Genomic DNA, 22,462 nt, shown 5'->3' with positions numbered 1-22,462 from the left:
CATGTCCAAACTAAACTTTAAAATTATTACTCACATTATGGGGCTTTTATTGCTCTGTAATGGAGGGTTTATGCTTATAGCAACCATTGTAAGTTTTATTTACAAAGATGGTGTTACTATGCAAATTATGCTAGCAGCATTATCAACGATGTTTTTGGGGATCATTTTAATGTTTCTTACTAAGGAGCATCAAAAATCGATAAATAAAAGAGAAGGGTATATTGTAGTTACGTTTGGTTGGATATTTATGTCCTTAAGTGGAACGCTACCTTATCTGTTTTCTGAAGCAATTCCGTCGTTTACAAATGCTTTTTTCGAGACGATGTCTGGATACACTACTACAGGTGCTTCTATTCTTAATGAAATAGAAATTGTTCCAAAAGGAATTTTGTTTTGGCGTAGTCTTACCCATTGGATTGGTGGAATGGGAATTATCGTACTGGCAGTGGCTATTTTACCATTACTGGGAATAGGAGGAATGCAGTTGTTTGCAGCAGAAGCACCTGGACCCAGTGCTGATAAATTACATCCGAGAATTACGGATACAGCAAAAAGATTATGGTTGATCTACTTTGGATACACTGCTGCGGAAACTATTTTACTGAAACTTGCAGGAATGGATTTCTTTGATGCGATAAACCATGCATTGAGCACATTGTCTACAGGAGGATTCTCTACTAAAAATGCTAGTGTTGCGTATTGGAATGACCAGCCACTTATTCAATATATTATTATGCTATTTATGTTTCTGGCGGGGATGAATTTTATATTGAGTTATTTTGGTTTTAAAGGAAAGTTCGGAAAGTTTCTAAAGGATGAAGAGTTTAAATGGTATATGATCTTTTTGGTTGCTTTTACTGCTGTATCGGCTTTAATTATTTATTTGAAAGCAGATCCAGCGAACTCTGTTATAGACCATCCAATGGTTTATGGTGAGGCAGAGAGCGCTTTTAGGCATGCGCTATTTCAGGTGTTAGCTGTAATCACCACTACAGGATTTGTTTCTGCGGATTTTACGGTGTGGACTCCTTTTTTAAAGATCGTCTTTTTTGGGTTATTCTTTTTAGGAGGTTCTGCAGGATCCACAGCTGGAGGAATGAAGATAGTAAGGCATCTTATTACTATAAAAAATGGTATTCTAGAGTTTAAACGAACCTTACATCCTCGTGCCATCGTTCCAGTGAGGTATAATACAAGGGCTGTTTCCAAAGAAATTGTATTTAATATATTAGCCTTTTTTATACTGTATATGTTATCCTTTATTATAGGATCTTTGGTGTTGGGAATGTTAGGATTGGATTTCGAAACAGCCATTGGTGGAGCTGCATCATCTCTCGGAAACGTTGGTCCAGCATTGGGTAAGCTAAGCCCAGTAAATAACTTTGATGTATTACCGGCATTTGGTAAATGGTGGTGTTCTTTCTTAATGCTTATCGGAAGATTAGAACTATTTACTGTATTGATTCTATTGACTCCTTTCTTTTGGAGAAATAGGTGATTAGATTATCTAGCATCAATTCGATATATGGAAATTTATGTCGGTCAAATCCATTTCAGGTAGATTGCACTTCGACAGGTTCAGTAGAACTGTCGAAGACAAGTGAATTTTATTAGATTGAATTAGAATCTATTACGAGGTAAAGTATATTTACCCAAGCTACTTCCTTTAAAGATGAAGAGCTAAAAGTTCCTATTAGGTTTATATCGAATTTATATTATAATTATTGGCAGAGAGTGTCAAAAAGATTCTTCCCAAGGGCCAAAGGCATATGGGTTTATGTGCCAAAGTTCTGCGACTTTTTTAATAGTGTCTTTTACACAGCCTTTTACGCTTTGTAGATATTCTTGTTCGATAAAAAAGATATCAAGAATAGATTCGTAATAAGGTGCAGTGTTTTCTACATCAGAAGGCGTGTAATTTAAGATTTCATCTTCTGAATATGGTGCTTTAAAATTTTCTTTGAAAATTTGAAGCACATTTTTTCGAACAATACGTTCTTTTTCAAGAATGTCCATAAATGCAAAAAGTAGGTTTTAAGAATGTTAAATATGTTCAAACCACAATTTGTCTCTTTCTTATAAGTGTTTTCCCCAAAACAGTTAAAAGTATTATGACCATAACTCCAAAAACATTAATTTATTTTTAGAAAAACAGAAAACCGATGATTTTTATGAAATCATCGGTTTTTTAATAAAAGTTATATGATTTTGTTAAGCTACAGTAGTGCTTTTTTGATTCTGCTTACTGCTTCAGTAATTTGTTCAGTGCTGGCTGCATAAGAAATTCTAATGCAATTTCCATTTCCGAAAGCATCGCCCGTAACTGTTGCTACATTTGCGTTCTCTAATAAAAACATAGAGAAATCAGAAGCATTTTCTATAATCTTTCCGCTAATTGTTTTTCCGAAGTAATAAGAAACATCCGGGAAAACGTAGAAAGCACCTTCAGGTTCGTTACATTCGAATCCTGGAATATCAGCTAGTAGACCTAAAATCAGTTTTCTACGATTTTTAAATTCATCAACCATATATTGGATGTTGCTAACGGGTGCTTCTAGCGCAGTAATTACCGCTCTCTGAGCGATACAATTAGCTCCACTAGTTACTTGACCTTGCATCTTGTTACAAGCTCTGGCGATAGCTTGTGGCGCTCCTATATAACCGATTCTCCATCCTGTCATAGCAAAAGCTTTTGCCACTCCATTAACCGTAACCGTTCTATCATACATGTCATCAAACTGTGCTATAGAAGCATGATCACCAACATAATTAATATGCTCATAGATTTCATCACTTACTACAATGATATCTGGGTGTTTTTGTAGTACATCTGCCAATGCTCTTAATTCTTCCTTACTGTAAATAGAACCACTTGGGTTACAGGGAGAACTATACCAAATCATTTTGGTTTTTGGAGTTATTGCCTTTTCTAACTGCTCAGCAGTCATTTTAAAGTCAGTATCGATAGAGGTTTTTACCTCTACAGGCACTCCTTCTGCTAATTTTATGATATCGCTATAGCTTACCCAGTACGGACAAGGAAGTATTACTTCGTCTCCTGGATTAAGGTACACCTGTGCTACATTATACAACGATTGTTTTGCACCTGTAGAAACTACAATCTGAGAGCGATCATACGTTAGATTATTATCTCTTTTGAATTTAGTAATAATCGCGTCTTTTAATTCTACATATCCATCAACAGGGGTATAAGAATTGTAATTGTCATTAACCGCCTGAATGGCTGCGTCTTTAATAAAATCCGGTGTGTTAAAATCCGGTTCTCCTAAGCTTAGTCCGATGATGTCTTTTCCTTCTGCTCTTAGTTCTCTGGCTTTTGCTGCCATCGCTAATGTTGCAGAAGCTTTAAGCTTGTTGATTTTGTCTGATAATTGAATACTCATTTCCGATACTTGTGTGCTCATTTTGGTAATTGGTAAATAAAAATTATGGTTACATCGCGGGTTTCATCCCCATTTCTTTTAGATGTCTGAAATGGGCAATAATCGCTTTGCGGGTGGTTTTATATTCGTTATAAGGTAGATTAAATTCCTGAGCAGTCTGTTTCACTATTTTAGAAATTTTGGTGTAATGCACATGACTGATATTTGGGAAAATGTGGTGTTCTACTTGATGATTTAGTCCACCAGTAAACCAGTTGACTAATCTATTTTTTGTTGAAAAATTCACTGTCGTGAATAACTGATGAATTGCCCAAGTGTTTTTCATAGTACCTGTTGTATCTGGCAATGGCATCTGAGCTTCTTCTACCATATGTGCTAATTGAAATACAATACTTAGAATCAGACCTGCTACATAGTGCATTACGAAAAATCCAATTAAAATTTTCCACCACGCAATAGACATGATAAGCATTGGAATTACAATCCAGATCATTACATAAATAATCTTGGTAACTACAATTGTACTCCACTGTTTTAATGGACTTGGCAGTTTTCCATAAGAAAGTTTTCGTGCCAAATATCTTTTAGTTTGTGTGAAATCTGTAGTTAATGCCCAATTAAAAGTCAATAAACCATAAAGGAATACGGAATAGTAATGCTGAAACTTATGAAACCGTTCCCATTTGGCGTGTTTTGTGAAACGGATAACTCTACCCGCATCCATATCCTCATCGTGGCCATGGATATTGGTATAGGTATGGTGTAAAACATTATGTTGTACCTGCCAGTTATATACATTACCCGCAAGCACATACATACTACTACCCATTAACTTGTTGATCCATTTTTTAGAGGAATAGGAACCATGATTTCCATCATGCATTACATTCATCCCTACACCGGCCATACCAACTCCCATAATTATAGTCAATAATAACATCCACCATTGAGAAATGTCTAGGGTAAGAATTAAAAAATAAGGAGTTAGGAAAAGAGAAAACATTACAATTGTTTTCAGATGTAATTTCCAGTTACCTGTGCGTTTGATATTATTTTCTTTGAAATAATCATTAACGCGTTTATTCAGTGTTCTGAAAAATTTTGCGGAATCCGCTCTGCTAAATCTTACATTAGGTGTAGTCATGGGTTTTTGGGTTTATAACTAAACGTTATTAGTCATAAATTATTCGGTAAAGTTAGGTATTTATATTTTTCTAACTTCTTAAAAAGTAGTAAAATATATCAAGTTAACATGTATTTTTGCGCTTTAAAAAATACGTAATGGATATTCTACTTAAATATTTCCCCGAATTAACAGAGGACCAAATACATAAGTTCGGTCAGCTGGGTGATTTGTATAAAGATTGGAACGCTAAAATCAATGTAATCTCTAGAAAAGATATTGATCTTTTGTACGAAAGACATGTACTCCATTCATTGGGAATTGCTAAGATTCAGGAGTTTAAAGCAGGGTCTTCCGTTTTAGATGTTGGTACAGGTGGTGGATTTCCGGGAATTCCATTAGCGATACTATTTCCTGAAACTACGTTTTATTTGGTAGATGTTATTGCAAAAAAAATACGTGTTGTTAATGAGGTTGCAAGTGCGTTAGGATTGACAAATGTTAAAGCAGAACAAAAACGTGCAGGAACATTTGATGCTCGTTTTGACTTTGTGGTTAGTAGAGCAGTGACCAATATGCCAGATTTTGTGAAATGGGTGCGTAAAAATATTACCAAAAAATCAAATCATGAATTACCGAATGGTATTTTGTATCTAAAAGGAGGTGACTTAACCGAAGAGTTGGCTTTGTTTCCAAAAGCGACTCAATATAATTTACCGGATTATTTTAAAGAAGATTTTTTTGAAACCAAAAAAGTAGTACATCTCCCGATAAAGTATAAGTTGTAAACTATTATCAGCAAGGAGTTTAGACGGAAAAACAAAAAGTTGTATTTGTGATTTCGATATATCAGATAATTATTATGTTTGTCAGCTTAATTGATAGATAAAGAATATGAGATACTCACTTAGTATAATCCTAATTATTTTTAGTTTAATGCCTGTTTTAGGTCAGAAAATAAAAACGGCTTCTGGTGATATTTCCATACTAGCAGGCGAAAAAGAACTATCAGTTACTTTTGGGTATGATAACATAAAGGTGCATGGTTATACCACAGAGGAAGAGTTTATAAAAGATAAGATGCGAATACGAGAAAGGCATAAACCTGGATTAGGTGAAAGATTTAAAGGCTCTTGGTTTGCAGATAGAGATACCGTGTATGCGCCAATGTTTATTGAAAACCTGAACTATGCAATACCTAAAAAAAGAAAACTTATAGTTTCTAGGAACAATCCTAATGCAAAATACAATTTGCATATTCAGACATTGTGGGTGTATCCTGGTTATAATGTAGGTTTTTCACAGCCGTGTAAAATAGAAGTAGCACTTAAGTTATATGAAGTAGCAAATCCAGAGAATATTGTTTGGGAGTCGAAATCACCCATGCGTGTAGAAGCTAAAATAGCTCCCTATAAGAGAGAAGTGAGAATTGGAGCTGCTTATGGAACATTAGCCATGAAGTTGTCCTGGTTTTTGAGAAAAAAGGCAAAGTAAAAACTAAGGGTTACAACAGCTACTTTTTTATAGTAAATCCAACAGGAGCTTTTAGTTTTCCGGAATCATACATATTAATATAAATTGAAATTGTATCTTTTGAATTCTCCCAAGTAACTCGATAATTATCTAACATAACACTACCAAAACCAAAAGGGTCATTCTTGCTTTTGACAGGACAACAGCTTCCTGCTCTATAATATGAAATTTTTTCTCCATTTGGTCCAGCTAACGCATTAAGAAACCTTCGTTCATTTTTTGGGCCTTGTGAATTTTTAGCACCTCCGACTTCTACTGGGTTTTTAGGTGACAATCCATAAGTTTTATCTGTTGATATTTCAGTTATCAAAAATGTATTATTGTTACCTTGTATTTGTGATGAGTTTTTAGAAATTTGTTTAGTGGAAGAACAAGAAAAAAAGAATAATAACATTCCTAATATTGATAATTGTTTATTCATTGTTAGTTTTATTGAAATTATTGATAACGTCTCTTGTATGGTGCGTTTGCTTCCCGAAGGAAGCATATGCATCATACAAATTGTTGTAGAACGTTTATGGGTTTAGGACATAGATATTATTTATAGGATCATAAACATATAATTCATATAAATCTCCATTTCTGTAGTTATTTATGGGGCTTGAATTAGAACTTAAATTCATATCAGCTCTATAAACACTTGAGTACCCATTGGTATTATAGAAGGTGAAAAAAGCTCCATTAATGAATGTACCGTCTAATTGAAAATTAAAATTAGAGTTTCGTGCTTGGTTGATTACTCCGTGAGTAAAATTACCTAAAATTACTCCGTCAAAATTAACATTTATACCTACAGATGGAATTTCATCATTTTCAAATCCATTAAAAATGGCAGCATGTATTGGCGATGATTCATTGTTTTTAATATATAAACCTGAGTAAACACAATTATCACCGGTATTTTTAATAACTACATTGTTTGATTTAATATTCGCATAAACATTAGTAAAAGAGACTTCTTTCGATCTATTCCATATGCCAAACCCAAATTCCCCAGTAAGCTCTATTTTACTAAGATTAATATTAGATCCATTAATAGGTTCAAAATGATCAATGTATATACCAATAGTAGAGAAATTAGGCCCAGAACCTTTTATCTGAATATTATTCATACTCAATAATTCTGCTCCGTATATATTAAAACCTCTAAAATCAACCTTATCAATTTCTACATTCGAAATACTTGTTTTAATACCTCTTAAGTTAAATCCCATATAAACTTCGTCAAGAAGTACATTATCAATTGTTAGACCATCTATTCTAATTTCATTACTTTCAGCACTTATTTGGCCACTACATCTAAAGGCTGCTTCTCGGTTATTGTTTTGGGGATTAATTTCATTTATACTAGAACCTATCACATTGTTTATTATAACATCTTTAACTAAACCGTGATTCAAGTCAATATTTATAACATTTACACCTCCTTCTTGCAGAACATTTTCGATAATTACATTTTCAATAATTGGATTATTTACAAGGTTTTCTCCTGGTGTTTGAAGAGCTATTCCTCTTAGACCTTCATCTCCGAGAATAGTTACACCAGATATTTTGATGTTCTTAGCATTTAAAATTGCTAATGAATTATCGTGATTATTTTTTGGTTGATATGTACCGCCTAGGACGGTTACATTTTCGACAGAATAATTCTCATCTAAATTAAAATTTCTATTTCCTATTGTTACCAATCCTCCTGCACCAAATAAAGTTCCTATTTCGGTTCCTATAAAATGACTTCCAGTAAAATCATAGTTTCTTTCATCTATATTTAGTAAAATTTCTTTATCTAGTAGAAATTTTCCACTTGACACAAACTTTTTAATACAATCAAAAGATTCAATTGCTGTTTGAAAATTATCTGATGCTGGAGTAGAGCCAGTATCATCTGTTCCCCACCATTGAGGGGTGATATATTCAATTTGTGGGCAACCATTTACTTTTCCTCCGTCTGCTATTTCAAATATTTGAAATTTTCCAGCTGATATTATACCATTTATTGTTACAGTAACACCTGAATTAATTATCATTCGATCTCTAACATTGAAATTGAGAATAACATCTTCTGGTATAGTAATGTCTTCTGTGAAGGTTACTGTATTTTCAGTTATTATGACTCCATTTTTGTTTTCAAGATTTGAAATAGCTGTAGTAAAAGGAATAGAATCTTCATTTATTGATTCTTCTAAATCATTTTCTTCAGTATCGCAGCTGTATAAAAAGATAAGAATGATAAAAGTTAAATTCTTTAATTTCATAATTTATTTGATGTTTTAAAACGGTTTATATGTATGTGTCGAATAGAAGTAAAATGTTACCTTAATTTTGGATCTAATTTAGTTGAATGTTCTACAACTACTGTATTACAGCAATTACATTTATTTATATTATATATTCGTTTGTACTCATTTATAAGTATTTGTAATCGTATACATAAGAGATTTAATGCTAAATTATTTTATAAAGAAAAGTAAATTTCCCTGTAAATAAAAACAAGGATACTGGAATTAATATTTTTTTTGTAGAGGTTTAAGAATAGAGTTTACTCTTTCTTTTGGTATAATCGATAGTAATACCAGGCAGCAATACCACCAATAGAAGAAAATAAGGCTAACATCCAGAATACATGTTTGTGTCCTTGTATTCCTGGAGAATTATCCAAAAGATATCCCATGGCAGGACCTGCAAAAATATCGGGGGTATAGCCGATTAAAGAAATAAGTCCAACAGCAGTTCCGGTAAGAACTAACGGAATTTGACCACGTTGCATCACTGCAAAATACAGAGAACGTGCGGCATATACTCCCGTTGCTACTACTAATATCGAAATAAAGAATAATGTGGTTGCAGATGTTGTGATTATACCTAGCGCAAATAATAACGCTCCAAAGAAAGATATTACAAAGCTTACTACTAGCCAGAAGGTGGTTTGTGTGCGATCTGCCAATACTCCGATCAAGACGCCAATTACTGGGCGGATAAATAATAGAAACGTACCTACTTGCGCAGATTTCACTTGGTCGTATAACATTACATCTTTTGCGTAGAGGGAAAATACATCCGTAATTTTGTAACCTACATATGCACAAAGAATAATAATCATTAGTAACCATACAGAGGGTAATCGAAGAACAGCTGTAACTTGAGAGATTGTTATTTTTTCTAAGATGATCTTTTGCTCTGTTTTTTGATCTAATTTCATAAAGAACCATACAAGAATTCCTACCAGACTTACAATACCAGAAGATACCAATATTACTTGTCTAAAAGCTGCTTTACTTTCTAAAACTGTAGCTTCCGAAATTTCAGAAGTAATAAATAATGAAAAAATAAATACACCCATTGCACCAAATAATGCTCCCACTAATCCACGTCCACCGTCTAGAAATCCAAATGCTTTTCCTTGTGATGAAGTTCCACCCCAAACTCGAGTAGCTTTGATCATAGGTGCCCAGAATAAAAAAATAGTCGTAAAGCCCCAATATCCATATAGTAGTTTCAGTGTGGTGTATCCAGGGAATGTGGCATACACCAATCCTCCAAGAGCGGTCATCCATAGTGCTACTGCAATCAGTTTTCTAGGAGGAAATTTATCTGCAATCGGACCTCCAAAAAGATAGGATAGTAAAGCAACGATACCATATACAGAAAAGCAAAGCCCTAACTGTAGGTTATCCAGTCCAAAAGCTTCTAGTACTGTAGGTCTAAAGACCCGAGCAAGTACAAAGGGAAGAATAAATACAGATTCTCCAGCCAAAATAAGTAGTAAAAGAAAATACCAAGGAGCTTTTTTTTGATTCATGGAGTTTTTAAGGATTATATTTTGCTTACTTAGAATGCAAATACTTGCCTAAAGATAGTGTTTGTAATTGTTTTTATTATAAAATGGGTTTTATGTATCAGGAACATAGATTTCAATCTTTATTTTGCAACACTTGGACAAACTTAGTGTGGTAGCTATATGAGATCCTAGAGGACAAGGTTTTTTTGTTATTCCAACGAAGGTTGGAATCCAATATAAAGGTAAAAATTATAAAGCGTTTATATTGTAGTAAATTTTTGATTATAAGTAAGTAAGATAAAGAATAAAGAAAATTGAAGGTTTCGAGATCGTTTATCAAGATTGATCTTTTAAATTAATTCGCATACGAACCAAGTATTTTTCAAATCCCGCTTTTTCATAAGCTCTAATAGCTCTAGGGTTTTGATCATAAACATCAAGCTGTATTTCTTTGATATTTTTTGCTGCAAACCAATCTGATAAATATTTAATTATTTCCTGGCTTACTCCTTGTCCTCTAAAGGCTTCTTTTACATACATAAAGCCGATATATCCCATTTTTTTTTGTTTGAAATATTCTTTTCGATCTCTGATTTGTCCATAACCACTGCCGATAATTTCTCCGTCTACTTCTGCAACTGCAACTTCTGTATGATCCGCTTTTATGTATTCACCAAGATCATAATAACTAATCCTTTCATCAGTCTTTAGTGTAGGATCCATAGGTGTTTCTGCTTCTATGATTTTTTGTTCAAAATCCAGTAGTGTTGCCAGGTCTTCAATTTTTGCTTTCCTAATGATGGAATCCATTGTGAATTAACGTGTGTAAAAAGTATAAAAGCGCCAAATGGCGCTTTTATCACTAAGTTTTATACTACTCTCCTAAGAAAGGATATCTATAATCTGCAGGTGTAACAAAAGTTTCCTTGATCGTTCTAGGTGATACCCAACGTAAAAGGTTAAGGTATGATCCAGCTTTGTCATTAGTTCCCGATGCTCTTGCTCCACCAAATGGTTGTTGTCCTACGACTGCACCAGTTGGCTTGTCATTAATATAGAAATTACCAGCCGCATTTTCTAATACTTTGGTGGCTTCAGCAGCTGCATATCTGTCAGTAGAGAAAATAGCTCCTGTTAATGCATATTCACTAGTGCTATCAACTAAAGCTAGTGTTTCTTCCCATTTGTTATCTTCATATACATAAATGGTAATAACAGGTCCAAAAAGCTCCGTACACATGGTTGTGTATTTAGGATCTTCCGCAAGAATAACTGTTGGTTCGATGAAATATCCTTTGGATTTATCATATCCACCGCCAGCAATGATAGTTGCTCCTTTATCTTCTTTAGCTTGGTCAATGTATTTGGCAAGTTTATCAAAAGAACCTTCGTGGATTACTGCAGTAATAAAATTGCCCATGTCTTCCGGCGATCCCATTTTAAAGGATTTGATGTCTGCTTTTAAGAATTTTTCTACATCAGTCCATAAACTTTTAGGTATATATGCTCTGGATGCTGCACTACATTTTTGCCCTTGGAATTCGAATGCTCCACGAGAAATCCCTGTGGCTACTTGCTTAGCATTTGCACTAGGATGTGCTACGATAAAATCTTTTCCTCCTGTTTCCCCTACGATTCTTGGATAGGTTTTGTAGTTATGAATATTAGTACCGATTTTAGCCCAGATATCTTTAAATACATGAGTGCTACCAGTAAAGTGAATACCTGCAAAATCAGGACTCGCCAATACTGTATCGGTAATCATTACAGGATCTCCGTATACTACATTAATTACTCCATCAGGTACACCAGCTTCTTTAAAAATGTCTATAATTACTTTTGCAGAATAGATTTGGCTATCACTAGGTTTCCAAACCACTGTGTTTCCCATTAAAGCAGCACTCGCTGGTAAATTTCCAGCAATTGCAGTAAAATTAAATGGAGTGATTGCATAAACAAAACCTTCTAATGGTCTGTACTCTAGTCTATTCCAAGCTCCAGAGGTGGAGCCTGGTTGATCTTCATAAATCTGAGTCATGAATTCTACGTTAAAACGCAGGAAATCTATAAACTCGCAAGCAGCATCAATTTCTGCTTGAAAAATATTTTTGGATTGGGCTAACATCGTAGCTGCATTAATTTTAGCTCTGTAAGGTCCGGCAATTAATTCTGCAGCTCTTAAGAAAATAGCAGCACGTTGTTCCCATGCTAAATCCGCCCATTTTTTACGAGCTTCGATAGCTGTATCAATAGCGGTTTGAACATGTTGCTTTTCAGCTTTATGATATATCCCTAATTGATGTTTATGGTCGTGTGGAGGTGACATTGTGCCCGTATCTCCAGTTCTGATTTCTTCGCCATTAATATATAAAGGAACATCGACAGATGAGTTATACATAGATTTGTATGTAGCCAGAACTTCTTCTCTTTCCGGAGTTCCTGGAGCATATGATTTTACAGGCTCATTTATCGCTGTTGGAACTTGAAAAAAACCTTTTCCCATAATCTTGTGTATTTTAGTTTGATTTGTAAGATGTGTTAGTATACTTCAAGCGGCAAAGATAGGAAATTATGTAGGGCAATATTGATTTTAACCTTTTATAAACATCTGCGGTATGTATTTTTTTTCGTAAGTTGTGCGAAATTTATCCGACCCAAAACCTATGTGTACAGTAACGTTGATCCCCACCCAAGAAAATGGTTTTATATTAACCTCTAATCGCGATGAGGCTATAAATAGGAAAACCTTAGTTCCGGAATTTTATCAAGTTGATAAAACCAGAATGCTATTTCCTAAAGATGCTGTAGCTGGGGGAACCTGGATAGGGCTTAGTGATAAAAACACGATGATTTGCCTTCTTAATGGAGGTTTCGAAATTCATGAAAGATCGGTGTCTTATAGACAAAGTAGAGGAGTGGTCGTAAAAGACCTTTTAGGTGCAGATAATTTGCAAAAAGCTATGCTGACATATGATTATAAAGGAATTGAACCTTTTACAATAGTTGCGGCAAATTGGCAATCGGATCTTGAGTTTTTTGAGTTGGTTTGGGATGGAAAACAACGACATTTCAGAATTTTAGGAAAAGAAACTCACATTTGGTCTTCTTCCACCTTGTATACTAGTGAAATGAAGAAAACAAGACAAGGTTGGTTTGAGGTGTTTGAGGAGGAAAACATATTAAGTGCTGATACATTATTGGGTTTTCATAAGAATGCCGGAATTGGAGATAAGGATGTAGATCTGCAAATTGATAGAGGTTTTTTAAAAACCAGAAGTATTACTCAGATTGTTAAAAATGATGAAGAACTGGCAATGCGCTATGAAGATCTTCAGAATAAAGAAGTAAATGTAGTTACTTTTGAAGCGATAACTGCATAATCAAAACTGATACTAAGTTACATTTTGAAAATAAGTATAATTAAAATTTTAAACGTGTGATGAATTACACGGGCAAAATAATATCCCTCGCTTTTCCAGATACTTTTGTTCGCTTTTCTGACGAAGAAAAAAAATCTACTGGTTTACTGCAGTTTTTTGGTTTAGGGAAAAACGGAATTATTAAAGCTGGTCACGCGGCTTTTGTTCTCATAGAGAATAGAACAGGTCTTGCAGAATATTACGATTTTGGAAGGTATATAACTCCCCCCGGTAAAGGAAGGGTTAGAAGTGCAGTAACCGACGTAGAATTGGAGATACCTTTTGAAGCTACTTTTGCAGCTGATGGTAAATTGGCTAATGTTGAAGAATTTCTTTTATGGTTAGAGGCACATCCCGAGAAGACTCATGGAAGTGGTCGTTTAGTTGCATCAGTTTGTGATTATATAGACTATGACAAAGCAAAGGCGTATGTTTTAGAGACTCAAAATAAAGGGAGTATTCCATATTCTACTTTTAGAAAAGAGGGAAGTAATTGTTCAAGAATAGTTACGGATACAATCCTGCATAGTACTAATAAATCCAAAATAAGAACACCTTTATTGCGTAATAAATTATTTACTCCAAGCCCTTTAGGTAATGTAGAAAAAGGGTCTATGGAGAACATGATATATCAAGTGGAAAATGGAGTTTTGATAGAGTATCCAAACTCTGTTTTTAAAGAAAACCTTACTAATTATTTCGATAAAAAAGTACCAAAGTTAGAAGAGAACAAGAACATTAGATTGCCTGATTTCTTAAAAGAAGCTCATTTTCTATCAGGAATAGGAAGTGGTGCATATTTTATTTTAAAAGAATCTTCGACAGTGTCTTTGTTTGAAATTAGGAGATATACGGAGTATGGATATGAAGATTTCAGAGGTCTTTTTGAAGCAAAATCGACCTTTGTTTATACTAAAAAATATAAGTTTGTGTATGATTCACACTGCAAATATTGTCATATAGAACAAGAAGGTAAAATAATACGGTTTGATCTTGTAAAGAAACTTAATTTAGAGCAAAAGGAGAACTAAGCTTAAAACTAGGGATAATTACTTTGAATTTTCGGGTGGATGTGAAGTTCACCATGTTATAATGTCCTTTCATAGCGCCAAATGGAGAGCTTAAGAGGCATCCGCTATTATAAGTGTGAGATTCTCCTGGTTTTAGTACCGGTTTTTTACCAATTACACCTTCGCCTTCTACAATCTCTGTGCTGCTTAATGCATCTTTGATTTCCCAAAAACGGGAAGTGAGTTGTACTGAGTCTTTACTTTGATTTTCAATGGTAATTTGGTATCCAAAGGCAAAATGGATCTTATAGTTCTTAAAGAACGTACCCTCAAAGGTGGTGTCCACCGAAATTTTTATGCCTCTGGTTATTTGCTCAACCATATTAAAAAATAAACATAGACCCTATAATTGTTATAATAGATCCGATTCCTGCTAAGATAAAAAATAATACGTTCACTAATAGAAATTTAACAATAGTTTTAGCCCTTCTTTGCTGATAAAATTTACGCATGGCTTTATATAAATAGAATAGGAAAACTAGCATTGCAATGCTGGATGCAGCTTCACTTTTGGTGATTTGATCAATCAAGATTGCAATTCCGATTAATATAAAAAACATGGTTTGGGTATGAAAAATAAAAACTAAATGCTCCATGTAATTAAAAGGTTTTCTTATATATAATAACCACATCATTAAGGCAAAGAATGGTAAAAAGAAAAATATGATAAAGGGTAACTTGTTAAAAACGAACTTAAGAAGCTCCAAAGGGTTCTCATTAAGGTTTTTTGTTTTGATACTTCTTTTATATAAATATTTTGTATACGTGTTTTGTTCGTGTTTTAGGCTGTCTAATGCTATCGTAGCCATTGGTTCTCCAGTTTTTTTGTAATGAGACTTATAGGTTTTCCAACGTTTGTTTACTGCGGTAAACATACTCATAGTGTCTAATTGCGTTTCAGTGAAGTATACGTATTCATCTTCTTTGTCAACACCGGGTTCTGCTATAGAATCGTTAATTATATCGTTCTCTTTATGTTCATTATTGGTTAGGTTTATTTCTAATAGCCCATTGTTTTGCTCTTTTTCTTGAGGAATAATACTATCGAAATCTATGAATAAACCACTAATGATAAAAAACAGGATAGAAACACTTAAGAAAAACCTAAAAGGATTAGCATATTTTACTCTTTTACCTTCTATATAGTCTTTAGAGATCATTCCTGGTCGAAATAATAGACCTACAATGGTGTGTCTTAATCTAGAGTCGTATGAGAATATACTTGCAAAAAACTCATTAAAAAAGTCTTTAAAAGAAAGTTTCTTTGTAGTGTTAATCTGGCCACAATTATGACAATAGCGATCAATAATATCAAGTGGGACACTACAATTTAAACATTCATTTCCTCTATACTTTTTAAGAAATCTCCCCTTTTCTTTCATTTTTAGTTGATGGTTTACGTAATAAGACTAAAGTAAAGGTATTTAGTGACAAAACATAAAAATTTTGAATGCGTTGGATTACAGGTTAGTACTAAGTATAAAAAACATGAAAACTCAAACGATAGAAACGTAATGTAGGAATTTTTTTTACAACGTTTTAGGTGATTGTTAGTTGTGTTTTTAGGCAATTTTATTGGTTTTTAATCGAAAAAAATAATTTAACCTTTATCGATATAGATGATTTTAATTACTTGATTTTAAGTTTTTTATGTTCTTTTGTTGGTTGTGGTGTAAATGGTTTTTAGGATGTTTAGTATGTATTTTTACGTAGTTGTGTTACGGTGTAACAACAACGTTTTAATTAATGCTTTAAACCAAACAGATGAAAAAAACAATACCTTTCTTAAAAGTATCTTTTATGCTTTTATTCATTTTTTTGAATTTTACCCCTTCAAATGGACAATACAATTTGGATGCGCCATGGATGTCTGAAATCTCACTGAAAGAAAAATCTAATAAAGCTAGTGTTCCTAAATTTGATGAGGTGGTAAATGCCTTTAATAATTATTGGAAAGAAAAGGATGATACTGTTAAGGGAAGTGGACATAAGCCTTTTATGAGATGGCAAGAATTTTATAAGAATGCTGTTATGCCTGATGGTACTTTACCTACTCCTGATTTCTATTGGAATATTTGGGAGCAGAAACGATCTAAGAAAGCTTTTGGACAAAAAATCGCAAATACTTGGTCGCCAATGGGACCTTTTGATCATTATCCTTCTAATTCATGGTCACCTGGTCAAGGTAGGGTTAATGTAGCAATACTAGATCCGAATCAATCTAATGTGATGTATGTGGGTGCGCCTGCTGGCGGAATCTGGAAATCAATAGATAGTGGCCAGCATTGGGAGCCATTGTCTGATTATTTGCCTCAGATCGGAGTTTCTGGAATTGCTATAGATCATAACAACTCTAATATTATTTATATTTCTACAGGAGATGATGATGCTAGTGATGCGCTGGGCATTGGTGTTTTAAAATCTATAGATGGTGGTATAACCTGGAATAAAACAGGACTTGATGCGGCTGATCGATATGAAATCGGGAATGATATTTATATAGATCCTAATAATTCTAATAAATTATGGGTTGCTACAAGTAGAGGAGTTTATAAGACGGAAGATGCTGGAGTGACTTGGATAAAAACCTTATCAGGTAATATCAAAGATATTAAAATAAAGCCTGGAGATACGAATGTTATATATGCAGCAACTTCCAATACGTTTTATAAATCAACTAATAGTGGTAATAGTTTTTTTGTGGTCCGTAATGGATTGCCAGTTAGTTCTTCCAGGTTGGTTATTGATGTAACTCCTGCTAATCCAGAGTATGTATATTTGTTGAGTTCTGATTCTCAGAGATCATTTCAAGGGTTATATAAATCTATGGATAGCGGTTCTAGCTTTACCAAAACTCAGGAGACAATAAATATTTTTGAAAGTACTCAATCTTGGTATGATCTTGCTTTAGCGGTTTCTGATCAGGATCCTAACGTAGTATTTGTTGGATGTTTAAATGTTTGGAAATCTGTTAATGGAGGAGATGATTTTACTAAGATTAATAACTGGAGTAGTCCAACTCAGGTAACTTATACTCATGCAGATATTCATTTTTTACGCTATTATGATGGGAGATTGTTTTGCGGGAGCGATGGAGGTGTTTATGAATCTCAAGACAATGGAGGATCATTTAGCGATTTAACTAAAGGGCTTCAAATCGGGCAGTTTTATAAAATTTCGGTAGCAGAAAACAGTAGTGTTGATTATTTGGTTGGAGGTTTGCAGGATAATGGCGGATATGCCTTAGATGGATTACAATGGAATGTATATCACGGAGCAGATGGAATGGATTGTGCGGTTAAAGGAAATAATCCGGATACATATTTTGGTTTTATACAGTATGGTAGAAATCTATATAGAACAGAGGATAGAGGTAAAACCAGAACATTTGCTGCATCAGGTCCGGATCGGGGAAATTGGGTAACTCCACTAGTTTCTGATCGTAATGGTAATTTGTATGCAGGATTTAAGAGTTTTTATAAACTTGAAAATAGTTCGTTTAAAAATCAAACAGAATTTGATTTTGGAGGTAATAATATAGAGCATATCGAGTTAGATCCTTCGGATGTAAATATCATGTATCTCGCTAATGATTTAAGTTTATACAGAAGTATGGACGCAGGAGTTACTTGGTCTAAAATCTATTCTTTTCCAACATTGATCACTTCTATAGAAGTTCATAATGATGACAATCAAATTATTTATGTTTCGACTTCTGGGTCTGTAAGTGGAAAGGTTTTTCGTTCAAATAATCAAGGAAATGATTTTGTAGATATCTCTGGTAATCTTCCTGAAGAAGGGAAATTTGTGGTTAGACATCATAAAGGAACCGAATCGATATATTTAGGAACTTATTTAGGGGTATATTTTAAGGATGGAGATCGAGATTGGGAGGATTACTCAGTTAATCTTCCTAATGTGGCAGTAAGAGATTTAGAAATTAATTTAAAAGACAATTTTTTAGTAGCCGCTACCTATGGTAGAGGTGTATGGAAAGTGCCATTAGAAATAGAAATAACTCCAGATGATTCGGTTCCTTCGGTTCCTTCCAGTCTTATGGCTTCAGATATTGATCAGACTTCTGTAAGGTTAAGTTGGGATCCATCATCAGATAATATAGCAGTAACAAGTTATGAGGTATATCAAGGTGAAGATTTCGTGAAATCTGTGAGTACTGTAACTACTGTAATTACAGGATTGTCTCCTAATACTAATTACGATTTTAAAGTAGTGGCTAAAGACCGAAAAGGGAATCAATCGATTCCTAGTGAAATCGTTTCGATTACTACTGATGTAATATCAGAAATCGAAATTAATTTTTACAAGCCATCTGGATGGAGTGATCAGATGAATGTTTACTTTTTTAGCGCTACTTCTAACTCGACACTTCTAGGAACAATTGAATGGCCGGGACAGCAAATGAGTAATTATCCTTCTACAAATTGGTATGCATATAGGTTACAGTTACCTCCAGGAGTTAATGCCGATGATGTGCGGATAGTTTTTAATGTAGAAGGTAATCAGACTGATGATCTGGCAAGAGGCTCTACAGGATGGTATTATAACGGAATCTGGAGTGATGAGTGTCCTGTGGATTGCGATGGTCTAAACTTAACTGCAATAGATGTTTATTTTAAAACACCTACGTATAGTTGGAATGGAGCCTCTAATATTTATGTGTTTGATAATAAGCAAAATGTTAGATTGGAAAACACAGAAGCTTGGCCTGGACAAACGATGACAACGATAGTAGGATCTCCTTGGAAAAAATGGTCTTTTGTAGTTCCTGATGGAGTTTCTCTGGATGATGTGGGGATTGTTTTTAATGATGGTAATGGAATGCAAACTATAGATTTAGAAAGGAACAGGACAGGATGGTTTACCGTCGGGTATATAGATAACGGAAAGTATGTAGGATTTTGGAGTGATTCTTGTCCTTCATCTTGTGATCAAATACCGTCTAATGAAGAATTGGGGACTACACTACCTAATATCGAATCTTCGTCTACTAAAGTAAAAAAAGCATTTATATTTCCTAACCCGATTAGTGGGCAGTCAGTATTAAAGTTTCATTCAAACAATAATGGAGTATTAGAGGTTACTGCTGTAAATCTTTTAGGTCAGAAAAAAGTAATTCACAGTCAAAAAATTGAATCTGGTGTGCAATCGATAATGATAGACAGAAATGACGTAGATAGTAAAGGAATTTATTTTTATGTAATTTCTATTAACGGAATAAAACAGGAAAATTTAAAAGTAGTTGTCCAATAATAATCTAAATTACTGTTCTAAAAAGGTGGGGTCTTTGGCTTCGCCTTTTTTAGTTGGTTATATTTCTAGAATTCCCAATTCCTTTACCAATAGCTCTGTCATATCTGGCTCCTGGAGCTCTATAGTAAGGAATTACCATATATTCGTTTTCGGTCTCATCAAAATTACCACTTATAAAACCTGGATCTATGGTTCCATCAGATTTTACTAAAATATACTTGTAATTATTAAAACCCTGTTTGAATAATCTTTTTGTCGTATAAATCGCATTCTCCTTGTCGTATGTTAGTCTAGTAGACGCATCTGTTACGTAATTATTGAAATTGCCATAAATATGAATTTCTCCACCTTCTAGTGGCTCATAGCACTCTAGTGAAAAGTGTATCCAAGCGTAATCAGCCTCTGTGTCGCTGTTCTCTGCTCTTAAATTTCTTACGACAAAATTACCATTGATGTCTGGGTAATATGTATATATTCTGTTGCCTCTAACGATATCGGTGTACAGGTAATTATGGTAAATCTCTTGAAGATCAATTCCTTTAATATTTGCAGTAGGTGATCTTATTTCTTTATTGTCAAAGAAAAGATATTCATTACCACCCCAAAAACTAGATTCTGAATCATACTTATATACTAAACTATTCGCAATGGTGAATTGCGGTACTAAATTGGTTATAGCATTTTTTATGTCATTATTTTGTATGACTAATGTTTTTACTGTGCGCTTTGGGTTTTTTAGAATTTCATTAGGTGAGCTAATTTCGAACTGAACAGTTTGTCGTGTGTCTATATATTTTAGATTTCTGGATCGTTTCGTGTATACTTTTACGTTAGCTAAACTTTCGTAAACGATAAATTTCCTGGAAAAAACAATTTCATCATCGTCATCATAAATTTCAATCATATAATTCCCGCTTACTTTTAGACCTCTAGTGTCTTCATTAGGGATTCTTAACATATAATGACTATATAACTGTAAAGTGTTAAATGAATTTTCATAGTTGACGATTCTGATGTCGTCAAAACCATTTAGGTACTCGTTTTTATAAAGCGGAGAAGGAGTCCAATCAAAATTATAATGCGTTATTTTGTAATAATAATCTACTTCATCACCGTTTATATCATCAAATTGAATATTAAGTGGTGTTCCGAGTTTCATAATAGGCGTTCCAGAAAATTCTTCAGTACCAAATAATTGAATTGTTTTGATATGATCAGGGGGGTTGACTTCTTCTTTGCTTTCTTGAGCCGAAATAAATGATTGAAATCCAGTAAATAATCCTAAAATTAATAGGGTTTGTTTAAGTTTTTGTGACATTAATTCAATAGTTAACTGTGTAAAGATAAACAAAATGTATGCCTGAATAGATGTATCTTGTTTCAGAGCTTAAAAATTCATTATTTAGAATTGTTATAAATAAAATCTTATAACAGAACCAGCTTTCACTTACGTGTTTTAATTAGTAAATTTGCACGATTTTTTTAGTTAATTAACATAGACTACAAATATGTCAAAAGACATTCGTATCAGAAAAGGTTTAGACATTAAACTGGTTGGCGAAGCAGAGAAAATTACTGCAGAAGCTACCAAAAGTAATGTTTACGCAATTAAGCCTGACGATTTTCATGGTATCGTACCTAAAGTTATTGCCAAACAGGGTACAGAAGTTAAAGCCGGCGAACCACTATTCCATTCTAAAACTAATGAAAAAATGCTTTTTCCTTCCCCAGTAAGTGGTGAGGTTGTGGAAATTATTCGCGGTGCTAAACGAAAAATACTATCCTTCAAAATTTTAGCAGATAAAGAACAACAATTTGCAGACTTTGGAACAAAGGATGTAAAAGCAATGAGTGGAGAGGATATTAAGTCTCACTTATTATCTTCTGGTTGTTGGCCTTTTATCAAACAACGTCCCTATGATGTTATTGCTAATCCAGATGTTGCTCCAAAAGCAATTTTTGTATCTGCTTATGTCACTGCACCTTTAGCTGCTGATTTAGAGCACGTACTAGCAGGTAAAGAAAAAGAACTTCAGACTGCTCTTACTGCATTAAGCAAATTAACAGAAGGAAATGTTCACGTTTCTATAGGTAAAAAAGGAAATTCTCCTTTTTCTGGATTAGATAATATAACCTTGCATAACGTAAGTGGGCCTCATCCAGCAGGAAATGTGGGAGTGCAAATCGCTAGACTAGATCCTATTAATAAGGGAGAAGTTGTTTGGGTTGTAAATCCACAAGATCTTGTTATTATAGGAGAGTTATTGTTAACAGGTAAGTTTAATTCTGAACGAATTATAGCTTTGGCTGGATCTTCTTTAAAAAACCCAAAATATTTTAAAACTAGAATAGGTGCTGAGGTTTCTTCGGTTATATACGATTCTGGAGTGAAAGATAATAATATAAGGGTCATAAGTGGAAACGTGCTAACTGGAGATAATGTAAAACCTGATGGGAATTTAGGATTTTATCACGATATGATCACGGTAATTCCTGAAGGTGATGATTATGAGTTATTTGGTTGGAACAAGCCAATTTTTAATAAGATCTCTCCATCTAGAGCCTTGACTTTTTCTTGGTTATTTCCAAATAAAAAATATGACTTAAATACCAATACAAATGGCGAGCATAGAGCATTTGTAGTTACAGGTAATTATGAAACTGTTTTTCCTTTAGATATTTATCCATTACAGATCTTAAAGGCTTGCGCGGTTAATGATCTTGATGCTATGGAGCAATTAGGGATGTATGAAGTAGCTCCTGAAGATTTTGCGCTGACTGAGTTTATATGTGTTTCTAAGCAACCTCATCAGCAGATCATTAGAGAAGGACTAGATTTAATGTTAAAAGAAATAGGATAAAGT

The 22,462-nt window shown here is 33.9% G+C and carries 18 protein-coding genes; 7 read left to right on the top strand and 11 right to left on the bottom strand.

The genetic code is table 11. The features are described from left to right. Nucleotide 1 precedes the first annotated feature (1 nt). Complete coding sequence (locus D1818_RS09395) at nucleotides 2-1,498, top strand: TrkH family potassium uptake protein (protein WP_118458296.1); 1,497 nt, start codon at nucleotides 2-4, stop codon at nucleotides 1,496-1,498. 239 nt (nucleotides 1,499-1,737) lie between these two features. On the opposite strand, the gene D1818_RS09390 is transcribed toward D1818_RS09395, so the two are convergent. The 3 genes from D1818_RS09390 to D1818_RS09380 form a co-directional block, all read right to left on the bottom strand. After that, nucleotides 1,738-2,016, bottom strand: a complete 279-nt coding sequence (locus D1818_RS09390) for a hypothetical protein (RefSeq protein ID WP_118458294.1) — start codon at nucleotides 2,014-2,016, stop codon at nucleotides 1,738-1,740. 200 nt (nucleotides 2,017-2,216) lie between these two features. Continuing rightward, nucleotides 2,217-3,404 (bottom strand): pyridoxal phosphate-dependent aminotransferase, encoded by a 1,188-nt coding sequence (locus D1818_RS09385; RefSeq protein WP_118458291.1) that lies wholly within the window; start codon nucleotides 3,402-3,404, stop codon nucleotides 2,217-2,219. Nucleotides 3,405-3,453: 49 nt separating this feature from the next. Next, nucleotides 3,454-4,548, bottom strand: a complete 1,095-nt coding sequence (locus D1818_RS09380) for an acyl-CoA desaturase (protein ID WP_118458289.1) — start codon at nucleotides 4,546-4,548, stop codon at nucleotides 3,454-3,456. A 137-nt stretch (nucleotides 4,549-4,685) separates the two neighbouring features. Between D1818_RS09380 and rsmG the strand changes: the two genes are divergently transcribed. Further along, nucleotides 4,686-5,315, top strand: coding sequence for a 16S rRNA (guanine(527)-N(7))-methyltransferase RsmG (gene rsmG, locus D1818_RS09375; protein WP_118458287.1), 630 nt, complete (start codon nucleotides 4,686-4,688; stop codon nucleotides 5,313-5,315). A gap of 106 nt (nucleotides 5,316-5,421) precedes the next feature. Next, on the top strand, nucleotides 5,422-6,021 hold the full coding sequence (locus D1818_RS09370; protein ID WP_147406122.1) for a hypothetical protein: 600 nt from the start codon (nucleotides 5,422-5,424) through the stop codon (nucleotides 6,019-6,021). Nucleotides 6,022-6,040: 19 nt separating this feature from the next. Here the strand turns inward: D1818_RS09370 and D1818_RS09365 are convergent, their stop codons facing one another. The 5 genes from D1818_RS09365 to pruA form a co-directional block, all read right to left on the bottom strand. After that, nucleotides 6,041-6,481 carry a 2-dehydro-3-deoxyphosphooctonate aldolase gene (locus D1818_RS09365; protein ID WP_118458283.1) on the bottom strand — a complete coding sequence of 147 codons (441 nt, stop codon included), beginning with the start codon at nucleotides 6,479-6,481 and terminating at the stop codon, nucleotides 6,041-6,043. Nucleotides 6,482-6,575: 94 nt separating this feature from the next. Continuing rightward, nucleotides 6,576-8,315, bottom strand: a complete 1,740-nt coding sequence (locus tag D1818_RS09360; protein WP_118458281.1) for a hypothetical protein — start codon at nucleotides 8,313-8,315, stop codon at nucleotides 6,576-6,578. 284 nt (nucleotides 8,316-8,599) lie between these two features. After that, the gene (locus D1818_RS09355; RefSeq protein ID WP_118458279.1) at nucleotides 8,600-9,859 is read right to left on the bottom strand and encodes a nitrate/nitrite transporter; all 1,260 of its coding nucleotides are present in this window, start codon (nucleotides 9,857-9,859) and stop codon (nucleotides 8,600-8,602) included. 315 nt (nucleotides 9,860-10,174) lie between these two features. After that, complete coding sequence (locus D1818_RS09350) at nucleotides 10,175-10,648, bottom strand: GNAT family N-acetyltransferase (protein WP_118458277.1); 474 nt, start codon at nucleotides 10,646-10,648, stop codon at nucleotides 10,175-10,177. A gap of 64 nt (nucleotides 10,649-10,712) precedes the next feature. Beyond that, nucleotides 10,713-12,341, bottom strand: a complete 1,629-nt coding sequence (pruA, locus tag D1818_RS09345) for an L-glutamate gamma-semialdehyde dehydrogenase (protein ID WP_118458275.1) — start codon at nucleotides 12,339-12,341, stop codon at nucleotides 10,713-10,715. 160 nt (nucleotides 12,342-12,501) lie between these two features. Between pruA and D1818_RS09340 the strand changes: the two genes are divergently transcribed. Together D1818_RS09340 and D1818_RS09335 are read left to right on the top strand one after the other, a co-directional pair. After that, the gene (locus D1818_RS09340; RefSeq protein ID WP_118458273.1) at nucleotides 12,502-13,218 is read left to right on the top strand and encodes an NRDE family protein; all 717 of its coding nucleotides are present in this window, start codon (nucleotides 12,502-12,504) and stop codon (nucleotides 13,216-13,218) included. Between the two features lie 59 nt (nucleotides 13,219-13,277). Next, nucleotides 13,278-14,288 (top strand): DUF6695 family protein, encoded by a 1,011-nt coding sequence (locus D1818_RS09335; protein WP_118458271.1) that lies wholly within the window; start codon nucleotides 13,278-13,280, stop codon nucleotides 14,286-14,288. Here the strand turns inward: D1818_RS09335 and apaG are convergent. Together apaG and D1818_RS09325 are read right to left on the bottom strand one after the other, a co-directional pair. Further along, entirely contained in the window at nucleotides 14,263-14,649 is a 387-nt protein-coding gene (apaG, locus tag D1818_RS09330) for a Co2+/Mg2+ efflux protein ApaG (protein ID WP_118458269.1), read from the bottom strand. The two genes, D1818_RS09335 and apaG, sit on opposite strands and share 26 nt — an antisense overlap. A gap of 1 nt (nucleotide 14,650) precedes the next feature. Beyond that, nucleotides 14,651-15,709, bottom strand: a complete 1,059-nt coding sequence (locus tag D1818_RS09325; protein WP_118458267.1) for a DUF3667 domain-containing protein — start codon at nucleotides 15,707-15,709, stop codon at nucleotides 14,651-14,653. Nucleotides 15,710-16,091: 382 nt separating this feature from the next. Here D1818_RS09325 and D1818_RS09320 point away from each other — a divergent pair, with 382 nt between their 5' ends. Further along, a complete protein-coding gene (locus D1818_RS09320) occupies nucleotides 16,092-19,598 on the top strand; it encodes a starch-binding protein (protein WP_118458265.1) in 3,507 nt (1,168 codons plus the stop codon). 49 nt (nucleotides 19,599-19,647) lie between these two features. On the opposite strand, the gene D1818_RS09315 is transcribed toward D1818_RS09320, so the two are convergent. Next, nucleotides 19,648-20,916, bottom strand: coding sequence for a DUF5103 domain-containing protein (locus D1818_RS09315; protein WP_118458263.1), 1,269 nt, complete (start codon nucleotides 20,914-20,916; stop codon nucleotides 19,648-19,650). Nucleotides 20,917-21,106: 190 nt separating this feature from the next. Here D1818_RS09315 and D1818_RS09310 point away from each other — a divergent pair, with 190 nt between their 5' ends. After that, complete coding sequence (locus tag D1818_RS09310) at nucleotides 21,107-22,459, top strand: Na(+)-translocating NADH-quinone reductase subunit A (protein WP_118458261.1); 1,353 nt, start codon at nucleotides 21,107-21,109, stop codon at nucleotides 22,457-22,459. Nucleotides 22,460-22,462: the final 3 nt, after the last annotated feature.

Origin of the sequence: Aquimarina sp. BL5, from assembly GCF_003443675.1 — a bacterium.
Lineage (GTDB): Bacteria > Bacteroidota > Bacteroidia > Flavobacteriales > Flavobacteriaceae > Aquimarina.
The sequence above is the reverse complement of the archived record's forward strand: the minus strand, read 5'-3'. Positions and strand labels throughout refer to the sequence as shown.

Excerpts from the sequence above, each read along its gene's own strand:
- pruA (WP_118458275.1), bottom strand. The coding sequence starts at position 12,341 with ATGGGAAAAGGTTTTTTTCAAGTTCCAACAGCGATAAATGAGCCTGTA.
- D1818_RS09365 (WP_118458283.1), bottom strand. The coding sequence starts at position 6,481 with ATGAATAAACAATTATCAATATTAGGAATGTTATTATTCTTTTTTTCT.
- D1818_RS09325 (WP_118458267.1), bottom strand. The coding sequence starts at position 15,709 with ATGAAAGAAAAGGGGAGATTTCTTAAAAAGTATAGAGGAAATGAATGT.
- D1818_RS09360 (WP_118458281.1), bottom strand. The coding sequence starts at position 8,315 with ATGAAATTAAAGAATTTAACTTTTATCATTCTTATCTTTTTATACAGC.
- D1818_RS09350 (WP_118458277.1), bottom strand. The coding sequence starts at position 10,648 with ATGGATTCCATCATTAGGAAAGCAAAAATTGAAGACCTGGCAACACTA.
- apaG (WP_118458269.1), bottom strand. The coding sequence starts at position 14,649 with ATGGTTGAGCAAATAACCAGAGGCATAAAAATTTCGGTGGACACCACC.
- D1818_RS09335 (WP_118458271.1), top strand. The coding sequence starts at position 13,278 with ATGAATTACACGGGCAAAATAATATCCCTCGCTTTTCCAGATACTTTT.
- D1818_RS09380 (WP_118458289.1), bottom strand. The coding sequence starts at position 4,548 with ATGACTACACCTAATGTAAGATTTAGCAGAGCGGATTCCGCAAAATTT.
- D1818_RS09390 (WP_118458294.1), bottom strand. The coding sequence starts at position 2,016 with ATGGACATTCTTGAAAAAGAACGTATTGTTCGAAAAAATGTGCTTCAA.
- D1818_RS09340 (WP_118458273.1), top strand. The coding sequence starts at position 12,502 with ATGTGTACAGTAACGTTGATCCCCACCCAAGAAAATGGTTTTATATTA.
- rsmG (WP_118458287.1), top strand. The coding sequence starts at position 4,686 with ATGGATATTCTACTTAAATATTTCCCCGAATTAACAGAGGACCAAATA.
- D1818_RS09385 (WP_118458291.1), bottom strand. The coding sequence starts at position 3,404 with ATGAGTATTCAATTATCAGACAAAATCAACAAGCTTAAAGCTTCTGCA.
- D1818_RS09315 (WP_118458263.1), bottom strand. The coding sequence starts at position 20,916 with ATGTCACAAAAACTTAAACAAACCCTATTAATTTTAGGATTATTTACT.
- D1818_RS09395 (WP_118458296.1), top strand. The coding sequence starts at position 2 with ATGTCCAAACTAAACTTTAAAATTATTACTCACATTATGGGGCTTTTA.
- D1818_RS09370 (WP_147406122.1), top strand. The coding sequence starts at position 5,422 with ATGAGATACTCACTTAGTATAATCCTAATTATTTTTAGTTTAATGCCT.
- D1818_RS09320 (WP_118458265.1), top strand. The coding sequence starts at position 16,092 with ATGAAAAAAACAATACCTTTCTTAAAAGTATCTTTTATGCTTTTATTC.
- D1818_RS09310 (WP_118458261.1), top strand. The coding sequence starts at position 21,107 with ATGTCAAAAGACATTCGTATCAGAAAAGGTTTAGACATTAAACTGGTT.
- D1818_RS09355 (WP_118458279.1), bottom strand. The coding sequence starts at position 9,859 with ATGAATCAAAAAAAAGCTCCTTGGTATTTTCTTTTACTACTTATTTTG.